The following is an 18,922-nucleotide window of genomic DNA, read 5'->3' on the forward strand; positions in this document are numbered from 1 at the left end:
CTACGTGGTACTAAGCGTGAAGAAGTAGAGCGTGGTCAAGTACTGGCGAAGCCAGGTTCAATCACACCACACACTAAGTTCGAATCAGAAGTATACGTACTGTCAAAAGACGAAGGTGGCCGTCATACTCCATTCTTCAAAGGTTACCGTCCACAGTTCTACTTCCGTACAACTGACGTAACAGGCAGCATTGAGCTACCAGAAGGCGTAGAAATGGTAATGCCAGGCGACAACGTGAAGATGGTTGTAGACCTGATTGCACCAATCGCGATGGACGAAGGTCTACGCTTCGCTATCCGTGAAGGTGGCCGTACTGTAGGTGCTGGTGTTGTAGCTAAGATCATCGCTTAATCGCGTTAATCTTGCCGCGCAATGCTGCATCGAAAAAGGGAAGCTTCGGCTTCCCTTTTTCATTTTTGGTTATAAGTCATCTTAGGCTTATATCTTCTTTTGGTTTTATCCCGCTCATAATCAAAACAACACATTAGCCTCGACCAAATGACCAGAGCGTTGGCGCTGCACTTTCAGTTGAGCATTTCTCTGTCTCATCGCCATTTTCTTATAACAATCCGATCTGAGCAAAATAGTAAACGCAGTAGAAATAAGAGTGATTCTCTTTTATTCTTTGTTCATGAATGAAATGAGGTTGGGTTATGTACGTTTGTTTGTGTCATGGTGTCTCAGACAAAAAGATTAGGAGATTGGTTGCCGAACAGGGTATTACGGATATCAAGGGCATCAAGCGCTGTACAGCACTGGGTTCTCAGTGTGGTAAGTGTGTACGCCAAGCTAAAGAGATCATCGAAGAATCGCTGATTGCTCAGTTTAAACTGGCAAGTTAAGCACAGCTTCTTTTTGACTCTCCTCTAATTGGTTCTACAGTTAATAGAGCCAAAGAGGAGGGCTATGCTATGAAAGGTGATCCAGTCATAATTCAACATCTCAATAAAGTACTGGCTAATGAGCTTATCGCCATCAATCAATACTTCTTACATGCACGCATGTATAAAGATTGGGGCTTGAAGCATCTTGCCGATAAGGAATACCACGAATCTATTGATGAGATGAAACACGCTGACCATATTGTGGAAAGAATCTTGTTTTTAGAGGGGATTCCCAATCTACAAGATCTTGGCAAACTGATGATTGGTGAAGATGTGCAAGAGATGTTGGAGTGCGATCTCAAACTTGAGTTGATTGCGATTCCTGATCTCAAAGAGGCGATCGCTTACGCCGAAAAAGTACGTGACTACGTTTCTCGTGATCTGTTCCAAGAGATCTTAGAAGATGAAGAAGAGCATGTTGATTGGTTAGAAACTCAACTTGGTCTGATCGATATGACGGGTATCCAAAATTATCTGCAAGCTCAGTTTGTTGATGACGAATAATCCCCTGTACTAACACATATCATTCCTAGGCAGAAAACGCGTTTTTCTGCCTAACCGCTTCCTGTTTCTCCCTCGATAATTTCCTTGCTAAAGCTGCTTCCTTTCTGTACTATTCCCGCTCCTTAATTCTCGGTCAATTATCATTAGTTCCTTGCTTCCTCTGGATGACCGGGCCAACTCTGGAAGCTGAATAATCCGTAAGGAGCAAATAATGCGTCATTACGAAATCGTATTCATGGTGCACCCAGATCAAAGCGAGCAAGTTGCTGGCATGATCGAACGTTACACTGGCTCAATCACTGAAGCTGGCGGTAAAATCCACCGTCTAGAAGATTGGGGTCGCCGTCAACTGGCTTACCCAATCAACAAACTGCACAAAGCTCACTACGTTCTGATGAACGTTGAAGCTGACCAAGCAGTGGTTGATGAGCTAGAAACTGCTTTCCGTTTCAACGATGCAGTTCTGCGTAACATGATCATGCGTACTAAAGCTGCTATTACTGAACCTTCAATCATGCTGAAAGCTCGTGAAGAGCGTGTAAAGCGTGACGAGATGAAGTTCGACGCAGACGTTGAGTAATGGTTTGATGACCAATCGAATCGAGTTGAGCGGCGTTGTCGCAAAGGCTCTGGTTCGAAGCCAAAGTCCATCGGGTGTTAAACATTGCCATTTTTGGCTAGAGCATCGCTCTACGATGGTAGAAGCTGACCTCCCAAGACAAGTTTTTTGTCGATTACCTGTGGTGGTGAGTGGGGCTAGGTCAGAAGCGTTAACTCAAAACTTAGTACAAGGCAGTAGCATTTTGGTAAGTGGTTTTTTGGCTTACCAAACCAGCCGAAATGGCGTAGGTAAATTAGTGCTGCATGCCGACAAAATTTCTCAAATATAGATCAGGAGATAGCCCATGGCTCGTTTCTTCCGTCGTCGTAAATTCTGCCGTTTTACTGCAGAAGGCGTACAAGAGATTGATTACAAAGACGTAGCAACTCTCAAGAACTACATCACTGAAGCTGGTAAAATCGTTCCTAGCCGTATCACTGGTACAAGTGCTAAATATCAGCGTCAGCTAGCTCGTGCAATCAAACGCGCTCGCTACCTAGCTCTACTGCCATACACTGACAAACATCAGTAATTGGCACCGTTTATTAAGAAAGAGGATTAAGCAATGCAAGTTATTCTACTTGATAAAATCGGTAACCTAGGCAGCCTTGGCGATACAGTAAACGTTAAATCTGGTTACGCTCGTAACTTCCTTATCCCACAAGGTAAGGCAGTAATGGCAACTAAAGCTAACGTTGCAATGTTTGAAAGCCGTCGTGCAGAGCTGGAAGCAAAAGTTGCTGAGCAACTGGCTGCCGCTCAAACTCGCGCTGACCAAGTTAACGCTCTGGAAGCAGTTGTTATTGCTTCTAAAGCAGGTGACGAAGGTAAACTGTTCGGTTCTATCGGTACTCGTGATATCGCTGATGCAATCACTGCAGCTGGCGTTAAAGTATCTAAGAGCGAAGTTCGCCTACCTGAAGGTGCTCTGCGCAACGTTGGTGCTTACGAAGTTAGCGTTCAACTTCACTCTGAAGTGTTCGCAACTGCAAAAGTACAAGTTGTTGCTGAGTAATTTCAGTTACTGACGAATACGAAAACACCAGCTTCGGCTGGTGTTTTTTTATGGGTAGCATTTAAAACTCAAACAGTAGATTAACCGAAATCACGCTGTCTGCTTTGCTTAATCCTTCCGGCACTCGGTTATGGTATTGGCGTGATTGGCGAATTTTTAAGGCAATGTGGTCAGTGATGTCGTTGGTTAAACTGATATTGCTATCAAGACTGGTGTTACTTCGCCCTGAAACCATGGTCATTTCTGCCTCAAATCTGAGGTTGTTTAAAGCTTGCCACTCAGCTTTAAGATTGCTACGAAATATCGCTTCCTGAACGAGATCGGGAAAAACGATATCGTCATCATCAATTTCGTCTAGGTTGGGTTTTTGGTAGCGAAAGCCAGGCCCTAACTCCAGCTCTAAAACCATCTCATCGGTATATGCGAATTGATAACCGAGCCCTCCTGATAGGGTATGGTCTTTGAAATAAGCGGTGTAACGCGAGTTGGTGCCGTAAAAGCTGCCGTATAAATACGTCTTCGGTCCGAGTTTATAGTCGCTTTGGAAGGCGAAGGTGGACTGGCGTTTATCTTCTTTGCCATTTTTATCAAGCTTATAAAACTTCCACTCCCCATAAGTACGGTGACGACCCATGGTATATTCCGATTTTAAGCGTGAATTGAGTGACTCTGACTCGGTATTACCGGAGTGCGCCTGATAGCCAAACTCGACTTGATGCTTCCAAGGAGAGGGAATGCTGATGTCCGTATCCTGATTAGAATTTTCATTGGCTTGCGCTACTGTTGACAGCATCAAGCTAATGCCTAAAAGCCATTTGGTGGACACAACAACCTCTTTGATCACTATTGAGGTGGCATAGTAAAAATTCATTACTGAGTTTGGGTCAACCCTAGGTCAATTCTGGTTAGGCGGCGCACAAACTTGCGTTGCTTTAATTACAAATGACGGATTCTCGTTATAATGACGGACATTCAAACGTTACTTAAAGCGAAGTCATGGCAGATCCACGTACTGATAATCGAAACCGTAAAATTCCCGACGCACAAGTCGATGCAATTAAAGTCCCACCGCATTCATTAGAAGCTGAGCAATCCGTCATTGGTGGACTGCTTCTCGACAATGAACGTTGGGATACGGTTTCTGAGCACGTGATGACTCAGGACTTCTACAGCCGCCCGCATCGTTTGATTTTTGACGGGGTAAAATCGATTTTAGAGGCGGGTAAACCGCTCGATCTCATCACCTTGTCCGAATATCTTGAGCAGCGTGAGCAGTTGGAAGATGTCGGTGGCTTTGCCTATTTGGCCGATTTGGCCAAAAACACGCCCAGTGCCGCCAACATTAATGCCTATGCGGAGATTGTGGCCGAACGGGCTTTGGTGCGTAATCTGATCGGTGTTGCCAATGAGATTGCCGATGCGGGATACGATCCTCAAGGGCGCAACGCTGAAGATTTGCTGGATCTGGCGGAAAGTAAAGTTTTTGCGATTGCCGAAGCACGTACCAGTGAAAACGAAGGCCCGAAAAACGTGGATAGCATTCTAGAGCGCACGCTAGAGCGGATTGAGCTGCTCTACAAAACGCCACAGGATGGGGTCACTGGGGTGAACACGGGCTTTACCGACCTGAATAAAAAGACGGCTGGTTTGCAAGGCTCTGATCTGATCATCGTCGCAGCGCGTCCTTCGATGGGTAAAACCACTTTTGCGATGAACCTGTGTGAAAACGCCGCGATGGAGCAAGATAAACCTGTGCTGATCTTCTCGCTGGAGATGCCCGCCGAACAGATCATGATGCGTATGCTGGCCTCGTTATCTCGTGTCGACCAAACCAAAATTCGTACCGGTCAACTGGATGATGAAGATTGGGCGCGTATCTCTTCCACCATGGGTATTCTCATGGAGAAGAAGAACATGTACATCGATGATAGCTCAGGTCTAACCCCCACCGAAGTTCGCTCGCGTGCCCGACGCATTGCTCGTGAACACGGAGGCTTGTCGCTCATCATGGTCGACTATTTACAGCTGATGCGTGTACCGGCATTGACCGATAACCGTACACTGGAAATTGCTGAAATTTCTCGCTCACTCAAAGCGTTAGCTAAAGAATTGAATGTGCCCGTGGTTGCGCTTTCGCAGTTGAACCGTTCTTTGGAGCAGCGTGCGGATAAGCGTCCAGTCAACTCGGATCTGCGTGAATCAGGTTCGATTGAGCAGGATGCTGACTTGATCATGTTTATCTATCGAGATGAGGTGTATCACCCAGATAGTCCGCTAAAAGGCACGGCGGAAATCATTATTGGTAAGCAACGTAACGGCCCGATTGGTTCGGTGCGTTTGACTTTCCAAGGTCACTATTCTCGTTTCGACAACTATGCTGGACCTGCATTTGACGATGAGTAATTCGATGAACTATATGAAGGCGGCCACCGCCTACATCAATTTAGAGGCGTTGCAGCACAACTTGCAGCGCGTTAAGCAGCAAGCGCCAGAGAGTAAAATCATGGCGGTGGTGAAAGCCAATGGTTATGGACACGGGCTGCGCCATATCGCACGTCACGCCCTTGGGGCGGATGCCTTTGGCGTGGCGCGCATTGAAGAGGCTTTACAGCTGCGCGCCAGTGGCGTAGTGAAACCCATTTTGTTGCTTGAGGGATTTTATTCTCCCGGTGATTTGCCAGTATTGGTTACCAACAACATCCAGACCGTCGTGCATTGTGAAGAGCAGTTACAAGCGCTAGAGCAAGCTCAGCTAGAGACTCCGGTCATGGTATGGCTGAAAGTCGACAGTGGGATGCATCGGTTAGGGGTTCGCCCTGAACAATATCAAGATTTCGTGGCTCGTTTGCACCAGTGCGATAATGTGGCTAAACCACTGCGTTACATGAGCCATTTCGGCTGTGCCGATGAGTTAGATAAATCGACGACGGTAGAGCAAACGGAACTGTTTTTATCCCTGACACAAGGCTGTCAGGGTGAGCGTTCGCTGGCCGCTTCTGCCGGATTATTAGCTTGGCCGCAAAGCCAGCTTGAATGGGTAAGGCCGGGAATTATTATGTACGGCGTTTCTCCCTTTGTGGAAAAGAGCGCGGTTCAGTTAGGTTACCAGCCAGTGATGACCTTAAAGTCGCACTTGATCGCTGTCCGTGAAGTGAAAGCGGGGGAGAGTGTCGGTTATGGCGGTACTTGGACCAGCCAGCGAGATACCAAAATTGGTGTGATTGCGATTGGTTATGGTGATGGCTATCCACGCACTGCGCCGAATGGGACACCAGTGGTTGTCAATGGGCGTCGGGTGCCGATTGCTGGGCGCGTATCTATGGATATGTTGACGGTAGATTTAGGGCCGGATGCTTGCGATCGCGTCGGTGATGAAGCCATGCTGTGGGGTAATGAGCTGCCCGTAGAAGAAGTGGCCGCGCATATTGGTACGATAGGGTATGAGTTAGTGACGAAACTCACCTCGCGAGTGGAAATGTCTTATTATGGAGCAGGCGTTTAGCCTGCTTTGTGTTGTCCGTGCATGACCACCGCTCATCGCGGTGGCCAGACATGTCACTCTTCTTCTCTTGCACTCTTTGGGCGTTACTCGCCTTGAATGGTCGCAATCAACCTTCTTATTCCGCCGTGATTGCGATGCTCACCCAAATAGATACCTTGCCAAGTACCGAGCGCTAACCTGCCTTGTTGAATGGGAATGCTGACGCTACATCCAAGTAGTGAAGACTTGATGTGCGCGGGCATATCATCATTGCCCTCATCAATGTGCCGATAATAAGGCGCCCCTTCAGGAGCAGCGTGGTTAAAATGGGCTTCCATATCTTGGCGCACCGTCGGATCGGCATTCTCATTGATGGTGAGACTTGCCGAAGTATGCTGTACAAATAAATGTAATAAACCGACATTTAGTCTTTTGATTTGCGGCAATTGTTGTTCAATTTCATCAGTGATCAGATGAAAACCACGTGCTCGTGGGCGTAACTGGATGGTGTGCTGATGCCACATAAAGCCCGCTCCTTAAGTGTATTGGCAAAGTGAAGGTTTAAGGGTAAGGTGAGCGACAGAAATTACCAGACAAAAATGAGTGACGGTCGGTGTTTACGTGACCTATCGCAAAGTGGGTGTCAATGAGTTCGCTCATAATGATGCACTGAAAATTAATTACATGTGATTCCGGCGCGGAATACTCATTTTTAACCTATTCTTTTTGCTTAAATCGGGGATTCCAACGTTAAAGCTCCGCCTTTAGCGTACTGGAATAAAACCACAGTAACATCGGGATAGATGCCATGTTGAAAAATATCAATCCAACGCAAACCCAAGCTTGGAAAGCGCTGACCGCGCATTTTGAATCTGCTCAGGATATGGACCTCAAAGCACTTTTTGCGCAAGACAGCGAGCGTTTTGCCAAATACTCTGCGCGCTTTGGTCAGGACATTCTGGTCGATTATTCGAAAAACCTAGTGAATGCGGAAACGATGCAACACTTGTTTGCGTTGGCCAAAGAAACGGATCTGCAATCTGCCATCACAGCGATGTTTAAAGGTGAAGCGATCAACCAAACGGAAGATCGTGCGGTACTGCACACAGCGCTGCGTAATCGTAGCAATTCACCTGTGTTGGTGAACGGTGAGGATGTAATGCCTGCAGTAAACGCTGTGTTGGCTAAAATGAAAGCCTTCTCTGAGCGTGTGATTGGCGGTGAGTGGAAAGGTTTCACCGGCAAGGCGATTACTGATGTCGTTAATATCGGCATTGGTGGCTCCGATCTCGGTCCTTACATGGTCACGGAAGCTCTGGTGCCTTATAAGAACCATTTGACCATGCACTTTGTGTCAAACGTCGATGGTACACACATGGCGGAGACACTGAAAAACGTCGATCCTGAAACCACACTCTTCTTAGTGGCTTCCAAAACCTTCACTACCCAAGAAACCATGACCAACGCCCACACGGCGCGTGATTGGTTCTTGAAAGCGGCAGGAGATGAAGCACATGTTGCCAAGCACTTTGCGGCGCTATCAACCAATGGTAAAGCGGTGGCTGAGTTTGGTATCGACACCGACAACATGTTTGAATTCTGGGATTGGGTAGGCGGTCGTTACTCACTGTGGTCAGCGATTGGTCTTTCTATCATTCTGTCTATCGGTTACGACAACTTTGTCGAGCTGTTAGCGGGGGCGCATGAAATGGATCAGCATTTCGTGAACACGCCGTTTGAAAGTAATATTCCGGTCATTCTGGCGCTGATTGGCATTTGGTATAACAACTTCCATGGTGCTGAATCTGAAGCGATCCTGCCTTATGATCAGTATCTGCACCGTTTTGCCGCTTACTTCCAACAAGGCAACATGGAATCGAACGGTAAGTATGTTGACCGCGATGGCAACCCAGTGACTTACCAAACGGGCCCAATTATTTGGGGTGAGCCCGGTACGAACGGCCAGCACGCTTTCTATCAGCTTATCCACCAAGGTACTAAGCTGATCCCCTGTGATTTTATCGCGCCAGCGGTGAGTCATAATCTGGTTGGTGATCATCACCAAAAGCTGATGTCTAACTTCTTCGCGCAAACCGAAGCCTTAGCCTTCGGAAAATCCGCGCAAGCCGTGCAAGCGGAACTCGAAAAAGCGGGTAAATCGGCGGCAGAAATTGCAGCGTTAGTGCCGTTCAAAGTGTTTGAAGGTAACCGCCCAACCAACTCGATTCTGGTTAAGCAGATTACGCCACGCACGCTGGGTAACTTGATTGCGATGTACGAACACAAAATCTTCGTGCAAGGTGTGATTTGGAACATCTTCAGTTTCGATCAATGGGGCGTGGAACTGGGTAAGCAGCTGGCGAACCAAATCCTGCCTGAGTTAGCGGATAGCGCAGCAGTGACGTCACATGACAGCTCGACCAACGGTCTGATCAACGCCTTTAAAGCGTTTCGTGCCTAATTACGCCGAATAAACAATTGATAGACAAGGCCTTACCTGTGCAGTAAGGCCTTTTTCTTGTCTTTGAGTTTCTCTGTACGTGGCGAAGTTCCTTTTTTGTATTGCCATTGAAAGTTCATTTTTCCTACCGATTTGGTCATAAAACAGACATGCAGCAGGGTTTAACTAAACGCACTGTCAGAGTGATAGGGCTTATGCTGGTATGTCAGAAACGGCCATTCAGACTAAAACACAAACACGTCAACGCAAGGTGTTTGCTCACCACCATGTTCAACACTATCGCTCGCAGTTAGAGCGCCGGATCTCCCACTCACCTCAATTTCGACAGGGCAAAGTGATCAACGCTATGCCTCATATTACCGCTACACCATCATGGTGGCAGACAGCTTGGAGTTACTTTGGGGGGAGAGCTCAGCTCAAGCCTAATGCTCAGTTGCCCGTAGCACCTCTCAACCTGCAAGCTTTGCAAACACGCAGCCAGGCACTTCGAGTCACTTGGCTTGGACACTCTAGTTTGTTTATTGAAGTCGATGGGCTACGAGTATTGACCGATCCGGTGTTTGATTACGCTTCGCCTTGGATTGCGAAAGCGTGGTTTGCCAGAAACCTGCCTAATAGTGGTGTGCGGGAGCAGTTACCACTGCCGGATGTGATTGTGATCTCTCACGATCATTATGACCATTTAGAGCAGGCCAGTGTTGTCTATTATGCCGCGCATTCGGTCACCTTCTATGTTCCGCTGGGTGTCGGGCAGCATTTGATTCGCTGGGGAGTCTCCCCTGAACGAATTATCGAATTCGATTGGTGGGAGCAGATAAAACGAGAAGGCGTCGAGTTTATCTGTACTCCAGCTAATCACAATTCAGGACGTTATTATCTCGATCATAATGCGACCTTGTGGTGTTCATGGGTCATAAAAGGCCATCAAGAAACACTCTATTTCAGTGGTGATAGTGCCTATGATACACATTTTGCAAAGATTGCTGAGCGCTGTGGGCCGATTGATTTGGCTTGTCTAGAAGTGGCCGCCGATGTTAAGCAGCACCAAGGTTATCCCGTTGAAAATTGGGGACACATGCAGGCGAAACACACAGTTCAAGCCTTTCGCGACTTACAAGCCCAAAAACTGCTGCCGATTCACTGGGCGACTTATGAGTTGTTTACCCACCAATGGGATGAGCCGATTGCCGATCTGGTTAAGCATTGCCAAGAGCAGTCGATCACTTTGCTAACCCCAATGGCAGGAGAGAGCCTAACCATGGCAAACCACAGCGCAAACCACGCTTGGTGGCAAGGTTTAGACACTGAACCCACGAGTGGTGCTCGATATTGGCAAATGGGCTTAGCGTGTTCTTTATTATTGCTGCTGATGGTGGTGTAAATCTCACCCCCAGTGCCCGGGGATAGCAGATAAAACAAAACCGGACAAATATGTCCGGTTTAATCAAGAGCATTGAGAGCGATGAACTAATAGTGGCTTCCAACGTGAGCGCTGAATTACTCGAAACAGATTTCGATAAATGCATTGCCCCAAGGAGAAGAAAACGGCATCAGTATGATTGCCCCTTCACACTTATGACGAATTGTGTGTCCTCGGCCGGAGACGACAACGGGGGTGGCCATATCAAAATCAAAGCCGCTTTCTGCCAAAATTCGCTTCGCTCCACCTGTGACCATATTGGTGATCTCGCCGACCATATCAGTCACTTCTTCATTTAAACCATTCGGACGCTCACCCAGCATATTTTGCATGATTTCCAAAGCAAGGCTCTCGTCAAAAGTGATCGACATAGAACCGCGCGTCGTTGGGCCAATCATGCCGATCAGACCAGAAACATCGCCGCGAGCGATTTCGTCTTTTTTAATCCGTGGTTTTTGTGGCTTCAACTCAAGGGAAGCCATGGTTTTCAACACGTTCATTAAAGACGCTAAAAACGGGTTTACAAATTCAGCGCGCATAACCTTCTTCTATTGTTGCTTCTTCTCTTTCGAGAGACAGGTCTGACAAACCCCATGTGATTCGATGACATGGTTGCTTATCGTAAAACCGTGTTTCTCCGCGTTACTTGCTAGCAAGGCTACCAGACTATCATCCCGAGATTCAATCACGTTACCGCACTGGTCACAAATCAACAGATGTGAGAAGTGCTTATGAGCGTTACATGAACAGCAAGAGATAAAGCTGTTAGTCGACTCTACTCGGTGAATAAAGCCTTGTTCTAGCAAAAAATCCAGTGCTCGATATACAGTTGGAGGTTTAGCTTGCGGTTCACTTTTTTTCAGATCTTCCAGCAGTTCATACGCACTTGATGAGCGTTTACTGGCACAGATCAGCTCAAACACAGTTTTACGCTGTGATGTGAGGCGAACCCCTCTTGCTGCACATATTTCTTCAATTTGCTTGGTTAGCTTGTTGTCCAAAACCATCACCATCACTGTTGGACTTTAGTAATAATATACTATGTCGAGATGAATATCGTTGACCGACAAAATAAAATCCACATGAAAGTAGATGCGAGGTCAACTCATCCTGTTGAATAGACGTAAATTACCTTATCTTGCTCAAAAACGATACTGTTAAGCTTATTAGTTGTGGTAAGGAGATTGTGGCAAGCCGACTAGGATCAAGCTTGTTCGGCTCACGAAACCTGCTGGTCGCGCCCATTTACCGTAAAGCGATTTACTGAACAAGGCATGGCGCTCACGCTAAGTTGCGATTAAAATGCCGGACTTCGATTTTTTCGCCACCGTGCGGTGGTTGTTTTTGACTGAAATGGGGACGTTCACCTATGACTCACTCATGCAGACTCTCAGTTGCTCCAATGCTCGATTGGACCGACCGCCACTGCCGTTATTTCCACCGTCTGCTCTCTGCGCAGACTCTGCTGTACACCGAAATGGTGACGACTGGCGCGATCATCCATGGTCGTGGCGATTTTCTGGCGTATAACCAAGAAGAGCATCCTGTAGCGTTACAGTTTGGTGGTTCCAATCCTAAGGATTTAGCGCATTGTGCCAAGCTGGCTCAAGAGCGAGGCTATGATGAAATTAACCTCAACGTCGGCTGTCCATCCGATCGGGTGCAGAATGGCCGCTTTGGCGCTTGTCTGATGGGCGAGCCGGACTTGGTGGCGGAGTGCGTCGCCGCCATGCGTGCGGTTGTCGACATTCCGGTGACAGTCAAAACGCGTATCGGTATTGATGATCAAGACTCGTACGAGTTTTTAACTCAGTTTATCGCCACAGTTGCGGAAAAAGGTGGCTGTGAGCAATTTACTATCCATGCGCGTAAAGCTTGGTTAAGTGGTCTGAGCCCGAAAGAAAACCGTGAAATTCCACCACTGGATTACCCACGAGCGTACCAGATCAAACGTGATTTTCCGCACTTAACCATTGCAGTTAACGGTGGGGTGAAGAGCTTGGAAGAAGCGAAACTGCATCTGCAACATCTTGATGGTGTGATGATCGGTCGAGAAGCGTATCAAAATCCGTATTTACTGGCTGAAGTGGATCAGCAGATTTTTGGCTTAGAAACGCCTGTGAAAAAACGCTCACAAGTCATCCATGAAATGATGCCTTATATTGAGCGTGAACTTTCACAAGGCACCCATCTTGGTCATATGACTCGCCATATGTTAGGACTGTTCCAAAATATGCCGGGTGCACGCCAATGGCGACGCCATATCAGTGAGAATGCGCACAAGCCTGGAGCGGGATTGGAAGTGGTTGAACAGGCGTTGGCCAAGATCCCTTACCAAGAGTTAGGTGTGTAAAAAACACCAAACATTAGCGAAAATGCTTACTGTTTTTCGATAAGCCAAGTGAGATGACGTCGCTTGGCTTATTTTTTCTATCTTAATCAAACGGTTGGCTTCTTTGTAAAGTTGGCGTGAAAACTGCAAATTAATAATGAATGACGCAGAGGAGTGCTGATGATGTTTGAATTAATCTTTATTTTTGTCTTTGCCGCTACACTATTGGTCACAGGCATCACTTTAATGAGTGTATTCGGTGCGATGGCGTTGGCGTTTTTGATCATGGCGCTGTTTGGCATGTTGGGCATAGTATTAAAGTTACTGCCTTGGTTACTGGTGGTGTTGGTGGTGGTTTGGCTGATGCGCGATAAAGCGAAGGCTTCACGTTAGGAGATGACAAAACCCTATATCGAGAATAGGTTTGTGTTACCATCATCGCCTCAAAAGTATTGAATTGAAATCGAACGGAGCATAGTTCATGAACCGAACTGCATCGGCGGCGCTGGTCACCGCACTGATGGTCATGCCTTTATCGGCCTCTGCCGCTGAATCATTTTATACTGCGTCAGTGGGCGCTGAGATGTGGTTAGCGAGCACGAAAATTGATAACACTCGTCGTGATGATGCGAACGCGCCTAACCTTTATTTTACGTTTGAGCACGGTTTTCCTTACCTGCCGAATGTGGGCTTGCGTTATACCAATTTAGAAGCGGATTTCGCTTCGTTCGATAAGATCGATTACACCTTTTATTATCCATTGCTCAATCGCGAATTGATGAAGTTCGATGCGGGTATCACTCTAACCCAATATGCGAACAGTGATTACCGTGCGGCAGATGCCCGTCGCTACGATTTTGATCAAACCACGTTTAACTGGTATGCCAGCGCCGAAATTACCATTCCTCATACGCCTTTTGATGTGATTGGTCAGTTTGATTTTGGTAACAATAGTGACCTGAAATCATCCGATGTGATGGCTGGCTTGCAATACCATCTGCCGATCCGAGCGGGAGACCTCGCATTCAAAGCGGGCTATCGAGTGGTAGATCTTGAGTTCACTGAACTGGCTAAGCAGTCCACCGATGTAAAGCAATCTTTTGTTTTTGCCGATGGTTGGTTTGTGGGGGCTCAATTTAGCTTCTGATGAATTTCTCATTATTGAGTTTTTTGCTAACCAATACGTTTTAAATGAGCCACAAGTTGGCTCATTTTTACTATTTGGACCATGCTTAGTTTTATCAATAAGCCAAGGATGGAAAGCAAAATGACGATTCCGGAGTTAAGAGAGCTATATCAAACCCAGCAGCTCGTTGAGGCCATTATTGAGCCCTCCTTTCAAGAAGGGGAATGGATTGTCGAATTTCGCCATCAAATGGGGGGATTTGTGCTGCTTACCGATGAAAATGGCGAAGAGTGTCGTTATATCGATCTCGATAGCGCTTCGCAATCCGCCATGGCGGTTGGGTTTCGTCAAGTTCGAATTGAAAACCAGTAGCGAGATGGTTAAGTCAAAAAGTTATAAAACATTCACATCTATTCTTTCTTGTTATTAAAAAGAGTGATTAATCTATCGTCATGCAATGAATAGGGAAGTCGTGACGATGTCTACAGGAAACACTTTACCCCCGGCGCTAGCGGCACTCGCTAGTCCGTTAAATGATGCACAGCTCAATCAACTCCAACAAACCGTAACCCAACTGAATGCTCAGCAATTAGCTTGGGTCAGTGGTTATTTCTGGGGATTGAGTCAATCCAATGCATTGAGCGTTCCACACATTTCCGCTGGGCAGACTGCGTCTGCTGCTTCGGGTAAGCTGACGATCATTTTCGCTTCGCAAACGGGAAATGCGAAAGGTGTTGCTCAAGCGTTATTGAAAGAAGCGCAAGCTGCAGGCATTCAGGCCCAGTTATTTGACGCGAGCGATTACAAAGGCAAAGACTTAGCCAAAGAAACCCATGTAATTTTTGTCGCCTCAACCAATGGTGAAGGTGAAGCGCCGGATAATGCACTGGCACTGCATGAGTTTCTCAAATCCAAAAAAGCCCCCAAGCTGCCTAATCTTAAATATGGCGTCTTAGGATTGGGGGATTCCAGTTATCAGTTTTTCTGCCAAACCGGCAAAGACTTTGATCAGTTTTTAGAAAACCTTGGGGCGCAACGTCTGGTTGAGCGCTTAGATGCGGATGTCGATTATCAGGCTGCAGCGACTGAGTGGCGCAAGCAAGTGCTGTCTATTTTGAAAGATGAGCTGACAGGAGCCGCGGCAGTGACGAGCGTGGCTACTTTCGCAGTGAGCCAGACAGCTGAGAGTCACTACAGTAAAGAGCAACCTTACACGGCGAGCTTATCGACGAGCCAAAAAATTACTGGCCGTGACTCAGGCAAAGATGTTCGCCACATCGAAATTGATTTGGCCGATTCTGGCATCACATACCAACCGGGTGATGCATTAGGTGTGTGGTATGAAAACCGTCCACAGCTGGTTAATGCCCTACTCGATAGCGTAGGACTTTCTGGTCATGAAGAAGTACAAGTGGATGGCGAAACGCTTTCTCTGCATTCGGCACTGACTCATCATTATGAAATTACTGCAGCCAATCCGCAGTTGGTGGCGCAATTTGCTGAGCTTGCACAAAGCGAAAAGCTCACCTCTTTAGCCCAAGATAAAGAGGCACTGCGTGAATACGCGACGCGTACGCAAGTGATTGATGTGTTGCGCGAAGAAAAAGTCACCCTTTCCGCGATTCAACTGTTATCACTTCTCCGTCGTTTAACGCCGCGTCTATATTCGATTGCCTCTAGTCAAAGTGAGGTGGGGGAAGAGGTGCATCTGACGGTTGGGGTGGTCGAGTATGAGTATAAGGGAGAGCAACGCTTGGGTGGTGCATCCAGCTTCTTAGCTCATCAATTAGAAGAGGGCGCTCCGGTTAAAGTCTTTGTTGAGCACAATAACAACTTCAAATTGCCGAGTGATGATAATGCGCCGCTGATCATGGTAGGCCCCGGAACGGGAATTGCTCCTTTCCGTAGCTTCATCCAAGAGCGCGAAAACCGTGGTGCAGCAGGAAAAAACTGGCTGTTGTTTGGTGACCGCACCTTTACCCAAGATTTCCTCTACCAAGTCGAGTGGCAAAAGTACCTCAAGTCTGGCGTGTTAAATCGCTTAGATGTGGCTTTTAGTCGCGATCAGCACGAAAAGGTGTATGTGCAGCATCGCCTTTTAGATCAAGCAGAGTTGGTATGGCAATGGTTACAAGAAGGCGCTTACTTCTACGTATGTGGTGATGCATCACGCATGGCGAAGGATGTGCACCAAGCATTAATTACTGTCGTCGAGCAACAAGGTGGCTTGAATCGTGAGCAAGCTGAAGAGTATGTGAGTGAACTGCGTAAAGCAAAACGTTATCAAAGGGATGTCTACTAATGAGCGCAAATCAAAACCCATCAGTACAAGAGGTGCTTGGCGAAGTGCTCGGCCCATGGTCGGATAATGAACGCCTAAAGCGTGAGAGTCATTTTCTACGCGGGACGATCGAGCAAGATCTGCAAGATCGCATTACCGGCGGCTTTACCGCGGACAACTTCCAACTCATCCGCTTTCATGGCATGTATCAGCAAGATGATCGTGATATCCGTGCTGAGCGTAGCAAGCAAAAACTTGAGCCTTTACACAATGTCATGCTCCGTGCGCGTATGCCGGGAGGGATCATCACTCCTCACCAGTGGCTCGCGATTGATAAGTTTGCAACCGAACATACTCTGTACGGCAGTATTCGTTTAACCACACGACAAACATTTCAGTTTCACGGTGTGCTTAAGCCGAATATCAAACTGATGCATCAAACCTTAAACAGCATTGGTATCGATTCGATTGCGACCGCAGGGGATGTGAACCGTAACGTTTTGTGTACCTCTAACCCCGTGGAATCTCAGCTGCATCTGCAAGCTTACGAGTGGGCAAAAAAAATCAGTGAGCACCTACTACCGAAAACACGCGCTTATGCCGAGATTTGGTTGGATGGTGAAAAGATCGAAGGACCCGATGAAGAGCCCATTTTAGGTTCAAACTATTTGCCGCGTAAGTTCAAAACGACTGTTGTGATCCCGCCACACAATGATGTGGATGTGCACGCCAATGACTTGAACTTTGTCGCGATTGGTGAAAATGGCCAGTTGATCGGTTTTAACGTGTTGGTGGGTGGGGGTCTTGCGATGACTCATGGCGATACTTCAACCTATCCGCGTCGTGCCGATGACTTTGGTTTTATTCCTCTGGAAAAAACCTTGGAGGTGGCGGCTGCAGTCGTGAGCACGCAACGTGATTGGGGTAACCGTTCTAACCGTAAAAATGCCAAAACCAAGTACACCTTAGATCGTGTTGGGGTTGAGGTATTCAAAGCCGAAGTTGAAAAACGCGCGGGAATTACGTTTGCACCAAGCCGAGCTTATGAGTTTACCAGCCGTGGCGATCGGATTGGTTGGGTTGAAGGCATCGATGGCAAACATCATTTAACCCTGTTTATTGAAAATGGCCGCATATTGGATTTTCCGGGTAAGCCACTGAAAACGGGTGTCGCTGAAATTGCTAAGGTGCATCAAGGCGATTTCCGGATGACGGCTAACCAGAACTTGATTGTGGCCGGTGTGCCAGCGGATCAGAAACAGCAGATTGAACAGCTTGCACGTAGTCATGGTTTGATCGATGATGGTGTTAGTGAGCAGCGCATCAATTCTATGGCGTGTGTCGCCTTCCCAACCTGTCCACTGGCCATGGCGGAGGCTGAGCGTTTTCTCCCTTCTTTTGTCACAGAAGTGGAAGGTATCTTGGCAAAACATGCGTTACCAAAAGAAGAGAACATCATTTTGCGTGTGACGGGCTGCCCGAATGGGTGCGGTCGAGCCATGTTGGCTGAGATTGGCCTAGTCGGTAAAGCACCGGGTCGCTACAACCTCCATTTAGGCGGCAATCGAAATGGAACGCGTATTCCTAAGATGTATAAAGAGAACATTACCGATACGCAAATTCTTCAAGAAATTGATGAGTTGGTGGGACGTTGGGCTAGCGAGCGTCTGGACGGTGAAGGATTTGGTGATTTCACTATTCGTGCAGGCATTATCGAAGAGGTAATCATCTCGAAGAGGGATTTCTATGCCTAATCGTACCGTTCCAACACTAGAAGAGTTACTAACGTTAAATAAGGTGCAGCAAACGCTGCGCCTAACGGAAGTCAATCAGCATCTGGAATCCCTCACTGCGCAAGAGCGCGTCGTCTGGGGTCTAGAAAATCTGCAGGGCAATCATGCACTGTCATCGAGCTTTGGTATCCAAGCCGCAGTGATGCTTCATTTATTAACTTCAGTGAAGAGTGACATTCCTGTCGTTTTAACCGATACCGGCTATCTGTTCCCAGAAACCTATCAGTTTATCGATGAGTTGACTGAGCGGCTCAATCTGAACTTAAAAGTTTACTCCGCGCCTGTATCAGCGGCTTGGCAAGAAGCTCGCTACGGAAAACTGTGGGAACAAGGTGTTGAAGGAATCGAACGCTACAACCAGATTAATAAAGTAGAACCGATGCGTAGAGCATTAGATGAACTCAACATTGGCACTTGGTTCTCGGGCTTACGACGTGAACAGTCACAATCACGAGCAAGCCTACCGATTCTATCGGTACAAAATGGCGTGTTTAAATTCCTGCCAGTGATCGATTGGACCAATAAAGAGGTGCACTATTATCTCAAGGATAACGATCTACCTTATCACCCACTTTGGGAACAAGGTTATCTTTCGGTTGGTGATACACACACCACACAGAAATGGCAGCCGGGAATGAATGAAGAGCAAACTCGCTTCTTTGGTTTAAAGCGTGAGTGTGGGTTACACGAAGATCATAACGATACACATCAATAAACGCGTTCATTTTCTATTTACACATAATAAAGAGAGGCTGCCGTGATGTAGCCTCTTGCTTTATCTCAGCCTACAAATGAATAACTCTGTGGATAAGTTGTCATCAAGGTCTGAGTAAAGTGGGATAAATAAGCCATTGCGCGCAAATGCAGCGGTTAAGCGTTATTTCTATAAATTTTCTCAAAAAACACTTGCCAGTGTGAAGCGGATCTCTATAATGCGCCCTCGTTGACGCAGCAAGGGCTCACAGCCAAATCGATGCCTCAACAGGCCAGAAAAGAAAATTGAAAAAAGTGTTTGACACGAAAT

23 protein-coding genes are annotated in these 18,922 nt (G+C 47.1%); 19 read left to right on the forward strand and 4 right to left on the reverse strand.

What is annotated here, in order from left to right; translation table 11 throughout:
* From T411_RS01000000119545 to rplI, 7 genes are all read left to right on the forward strand, one after another.
* Positions 1 to 351, forward strand: a 351-nt coding sequence (locus tag T411_RS01000000119545) for an EF-Tu C-terminal domain-related protein (protein WP_000696260.1), incomplete at its 5' end; no start/stop codon positions are given.
* Positions 352 to 653: 302 nt separating this feature from the next.
* Entirely contained in the window at positions 654 to 842 is a 189-nt protein-coding gene (locus tag T411_RS01000000119550) for a (2Fe-2S)-binding protein (protein WP_001884452.1), read from the forward strand.
* Positions 843 to 911: 69 nt separating this feature from the next.
* The gene (bfr, locus tag T411_RS0114455) at positions 912 to 1,388 is read left to right on the forward strand and encodes a bacterioferritin (protein ID WP_000675497.1); all 477 of its coding nucleotides are present in this window, start codon (positions 912 to 914) and stop codon (positions 1,386 to 1,388) included.
* Between the two features lie 211 nt (positions 1,389 to 1,599).
* The gene (gene rpsF, locus T411_RS0114460; RefSeq protein WP_001216668.1) at positions 1,600 to 1,968 is read left to right on the forward strand and encodes a 30S ribosomal protein S6; all 369 of its coding nucleotides are present in this window, start codon (positions 1,600 to 1,602) and stop codon (positions 1,966 to 1,968) included.
* A gap of 7 nt (positions 1,969 to 1,975) precedes the next feature.
* On the forward strand, positions 1,976 to 2,278 hold the full coding sequence (priB, locus tag T411_RS0114465; protein WP_000184782.1) for a primosomal replication protein N: 303 nt from the start codon (positions 1,976 to 1,978) through the stop codon (positions 2,276 to 2,278).
* A gap of 15 nt (positions 2,279 to 2,293) precedes the next feature.
* Positions 2,294 to 2,521: a 30S ribosomal protein S18 gene (rpsR, locus tag T411_RS0114470; protein WP_000090471.1), complete on the forward strand. Its 228-nt coding sequence runs from the start codon at positions 2,294 to 2,296 to the stop codon at positions 2,519 to 2,521.
* A gap of 33 nt (positions 2,522 to 2,554) precedes the next feature.
* Positions 2,555 to 3,004, forward strand: a complete 450-nt coding sequence (rplI, locus tag T411_RS0114475) for a 50S ribosomal protein L9 (RefSeq protein WP_001196054.1) — start codon at positions 2,555 to 2,557, stop codon at positions 3,002 to 3,004.
* 61 nt (positions 3,005 to 3,065) lie between these two features.
* Here rplI and T411_RS0114480 read toward each other — a convergent pair whose 3' ends face one another.
* Positions 3,066 to 3,830: a DUF481 domain-containing protein gene (locus T411_RS0114480; RefSeq protein WP_000105223.1), complete on the reverse strand. Its 765-nt coding sequence runs from the start codon at positions 3,828 to 3,830 to the stop codon at positions 3,066 to 3,068.
* A gap of 170 nt (positions 3,831 to 4,000) precedes the next feature.
* Here T411_RS0114480 and T411_RS0114485 point away from each other — a divergent pair, with 170 nt between their 5' ends.
* On the forward strand, positions 4,001 to 5,407 hold the full coding sequence (locus T411_RS0114485) for a replicative DNA helicase (protein ID WP_000774910.1): 1,407 nt from the start codon (positions 4,001 to 4,003) through the stop codon (positions 5,405 to 5,407).
* A gap of 13 nt (positions 5,408 to 5,420) precedes the next feature.
* Positions 5,421 to 6,506, forward strand: a complete 1,086-nt coding sequence (alr, locus tag T411_RS0114490) for an alanine racemase (protein ID WP_001995036.1) — start codon at positions 5,421 to 5,423, stop codon at positions 6,504 to 6,506.
* A gap of 83 nt (positions 6,507 to 6,589) precedes the next feature.
* On the opposite strand, the gene T411_RS0114495 is transcribed toward alr, so the two are convergent.
* Positions 6,590 to 7,009: a secondary thiamine-phosphate synthase enzyme YjbQ gene (locus T411_RS0114495; RefSeq protein WP_000264687.1), complete on the reverse strand. Its 420-nt coding sequence runs from the start codon at positions 7,007 to 7,009 to the stop codon at positions 6,590 to 6,592.
* Between the two features lie 284 nt (positions 7,010 to 7,293).
* Here T411_RS0114495 and pgi point away from each other — a divergent pair, with 284 nt between their 5' ends.
* Positions 7,294 to 8,946, forward strand: coding sequence for a glucose-6-phosphate isomerase (pgi, locus tag T411_RS0114500; RefSeq protein ID WP_000916640.1), 1,653 nt, complete (start codon positions 7,294 to 7,296; stop codon positions 8,944 to 8,946).
* A gap of 202 nt (positions 8,947 to 9,148) precedes the next feature.
* Positions 9,149 to 10,327, forward strand: a complete 1,179-nt coding sequence (locus T411_RS0114505; RefSeq protein WP_000004747.1) for an MBL fold metallo-hydrolase — start codon at positions 9,149 to 9,151, stop codon at positions 10,325 to 10,327.
* Between the two features lie 116 nt (positions 10,328 to 10,443).
* Here the strand turns inward: T411_RS0114505 and T411_RS0114510 are convergent, their stop codons facing one another.
* A complete protein-coding gene (locus T411_RS0114510) occupies positions 10,444 to 10,905 on the reverse strand; it encodes a chemotaxis protein CheX (protein ID WP_001200951.1) in 462 nt (153 codons plus the stop codon).
* Positions 10,906 to 10,914: 9 nt separating this feature from the next.
* Positions 10,915 to 11,379 carry a zinc uptake transcriptional repressor Zur gene (gene zur, locus T411_RS0114515; RefSeq protein WP_000245564.1) on the reverse strand — a complete coding sequence of 155 codons (465 nt, stop codon included), beginning with the start codon at positions 11,377 to 11,379 and terminating at the stop codon, positions 10,915 to 10,917.
* A gap of 356 nt (positions 11,380 to 11,735) precedes the next feature.
* On the opposite strand from zur, the gene dusA reads away from it, so the two are divergent.
* The 8 genes from dusA to T411_RS0114550 all read left to right on the forward strand — a co-directional run bounded on the left by dusA (position 11,736) and on the right by T411_RS0114550 (position 18,613).
* Positions 11,736 to 12,719 carry a tRNA dihydrouridine(20/20a) synthase DusA gene (dusA, locus tag T411_RS0114520; RefSeq protein ID WP_001884460.1) on the forward strand — a complete coding sequence of 328 codons (984 nt, stop codon included), beginning with the start codon at positions 11,736 to 11,738 and terminating at the stop codon, positions 12,717 to 12,719.
* A 159-nt stretch (positions 12,720 to 12,878) separates the two neighbouring features.
* Positions 12,879 to 13,091, forward strand: a complete 213-nt coding sequence (gene pspG, locus T411_RS0114525; RefSeq protein ID WP_000971085.1) for an envelope stress response protein PspG — start codon at positions 12,879 to 12,881, stop codon at positions 13,089 to 13,091.
* An 88-nt stretch (positions 13,092 to 13,179) separates the two neighbouring features.
* Complete coding sequence (locus tag T411_RS0114530) at positions 13,180 to 13,845, forward strand: TIGR04219 family outer membrane beta-barrel protein (RefSeq protein WP_001082165.1); 666 nt, start codon at positions 13,180 to 13,182, stop codon at positions 13,843 to 13,845.
* Positions 13,811 to 13,969 (forward strand): hypothetical protein, encoded by a 159-nt coding sequence (locus T411_RS01000000119555; RefSeq protein ID WP_001918194.1) that lies wholly within the window; start codon positions 13,811 to 13,813, stop codon positions 13,967 to 13,969. The genes T411_RS0114530 and T411_RS01000000119555 overlap by 35 nt, the downstream gene beginning before the upstream one ends.
* A complete protein-coding gene (locus tag T411_RS0114535) occupies positions 13,966 to 14,196 on the forward strand; it encodes a hypothetical protein (RefSeq protein ID WP_000154955.1) in 231 nt (76 codons plus the stop codon). The genes T411_RS01000000119555 and T411_RS0114535 overlap by 4 nt, the downstream gene beginning before the upstream one ends.
* 106 nt (positions 14,197 to 14,302) lie before the next feature.
* Positions 14,303 to 16,126 carry an assimilatory sulfite reductase (NADPH) flavoprotein subunit gene (locus tag T411_RS0114540; protein ID WP_000103470.1) on the forward strand — a complete coding sequence of 608 codons (1,824 nt, stop codon included), beginning with the start codon at positions 14,303 to 14,305 and terminating at the stop codon, positions 16,124 to 16,126.
* Complete coding sequence (gene cysI, locus T411_RS0114545; protein WP_001275674.1) at positions 16,126 to 17,859, forward strand: assimilatory sulfite reductase (NADPH) hemoprotein subunit; 1,734 nt, start codon at positions 16,126 to 16,128, stop codon at positions 17,857 to 17,859. The genes T411_RS0114540 and cysI overlap by 1 nt, the downstream gene beginning before the upstream one ends.
* Complete coding sequence (locus T411_RS0114550) at positions 17,852 to 18,613, forward strand: phosphoadenylyl-sulfate reductase (protein WP_001133791.1); 762 nt, start codon at positions 17,852 to 17,854, stop codon at positions 18,611 to 18,613. The genes cysI and T411_RS0114550 overlap by 8 nt, the downstream gene beginning before the upstream one ends.
* Positions 18,614 to 18,922 lie beyond the last annotated feature (309 nt).

It is taken from the genome of Vibrio cholerae ATCC 14035 (assembly GCF_000621645.1).
Lineage (GTDB): Bacteria > Pseudomonadota > Gammaproteobacteria > Enterobacterales > Vibrionaceae > Vibrio > Vibrio cholerae.

Bases quoted from the DNA above. Each gene is read 5' to 3' on its own strand.
- T411_RS0114550 (WP_001133791.1), top strand. From the start codon at position 17,852: ATGCCTAATCGTACCGTTCCAACACTAGAAGAGTTACTAACGTTAAAT.
- zur (WP_000245564.1), bottom strand. From the start codon at position 11,379: ATGGTGATGGTTTTGGACAACAAGCTAACCAAGCAAATTGAAGAAATA.
- rpsR (WP_000090471.1), top strand. From the start codon at position 2,294: ATGGCTCGTTTCTTCCGTCGTCGTAAATTCTGCCGTTTTACTGCAGAA.
- bfr (WP_000675497.1), top strand. From the start codon at position 912: ATGAAAGGTGATCCAGTCATAATTCAACATCTCAATAAAGTACTGGCT.
- alr (WP_001995036.1), top strand. From the start codon at position 5,421: ATGAAGGCGGCCACCGCCTACATCAATTTAGAGGCGTTGCAGCACAAC.
- dusA (WP_001884460.1), top strand. From the start codon at position 11,736: ATGACTCACTCATGCAGACTCTCAGTTGCTCCAATGCTCGATTGGACC.
- T411_RS01000000119555 (WP_001918194.1), top strand. From the start codon at position 13,811: ATGGTTGGTTTGTGGGGGCTCAATTTAGCTTCTGATGAATTTCTCATT.
- T411_RS0114505 (WP_000004747.1), top strand. From the start codon at position 9,149: ATGTCAGAAACGGCCATTCAGACTAAAACACAAACACGTCAACGCAAG.
- cysI (WP_001275674.1), top strand. From the start codon at position 16,126: ATGAGCGCAAATCAAAACCCATCAGTACAAGAGGTGCTTGGCGAAGTG.
- T411_RS0114535 (WP_000154955.1), top strand. From the start codon at position 13,966: ATGACGATTCCGGAGTTAAGAGAGCTATATCAAACCCAGCAGCTCGTT.
- priB (WP_000184782.1), top strand. From the start codon at position 1,976: ATGACCAATCGAATCGAGTTGAGCGGCGTTGTCGCAAAGGCTCTGGTT.
- T411_RS0114530 (WP_001082165.1), top strand. From the start codon at position 13,180: ATGAACCGAACTGCATCGGCGGCGCTGGTCACCGCACTGATGGTCATG.
- T411_RS0114510 (WP_001200951.1), bottom strand. From the start codon at position 10,905: ATGCGCGCTGAATTTGTAAACCCGTTTTTAGCGTCTTTAATGAACGTG.
- T411_RS0114495 (WP_000264687.1), bottom strand. From the start codon at position 7,009: ATGTGGCATCAGCACACCATCCAGTTACGCCCACGAGCACGTGGTTTT.
- pspG (WP_000971085.1), top strand. From the start codon at position 12,879: ATGATGTTTGAATTAATCTTTATTTTTGTCTTTGCCGCTACACTATTG.
- pgi (WP_000916640.1), top strand. From the start codon at position 7,294: ATGTTGAAAAATATCAATCCAACGCAAACCCAAGCTTGGAAAGCGCTG.
- T411_RS0114485 (WP_000774910.1), top strand. From the start codon at position 4,001: ATGGCAGATCCACGTACTGATAATCGAAACCGTAAAATTCCCGACGCA.
- rpsF (WP_001216668.1), top strand. From the start codon at position 1,600: ATGCGTCATTACGAAATCGTATTCATGGTGCACCCAGATCAAAGCGAG.
- T411_RS0114540 (WP_000103470.1), top strand. From the start codon at position 14,303: ATGTCTACAGGAAACACTTTACCCCCGGCGCTAGCGGCACTCGCTAGT.
- T411_RS01000000119550 (WP_001884452.1), top strand. From the start codon at position 654: ATGTACGTTTGTTTGTGTCATGGTGTCTCAGACAAAAAGATTAGGAGA.
- rplI (WP_001196054.1), top strand. From the start codon at position 2,555: ATGCAAGTTATTCTACTTGATAAAATCGGTAACCTAGGCAGCCTTGGC.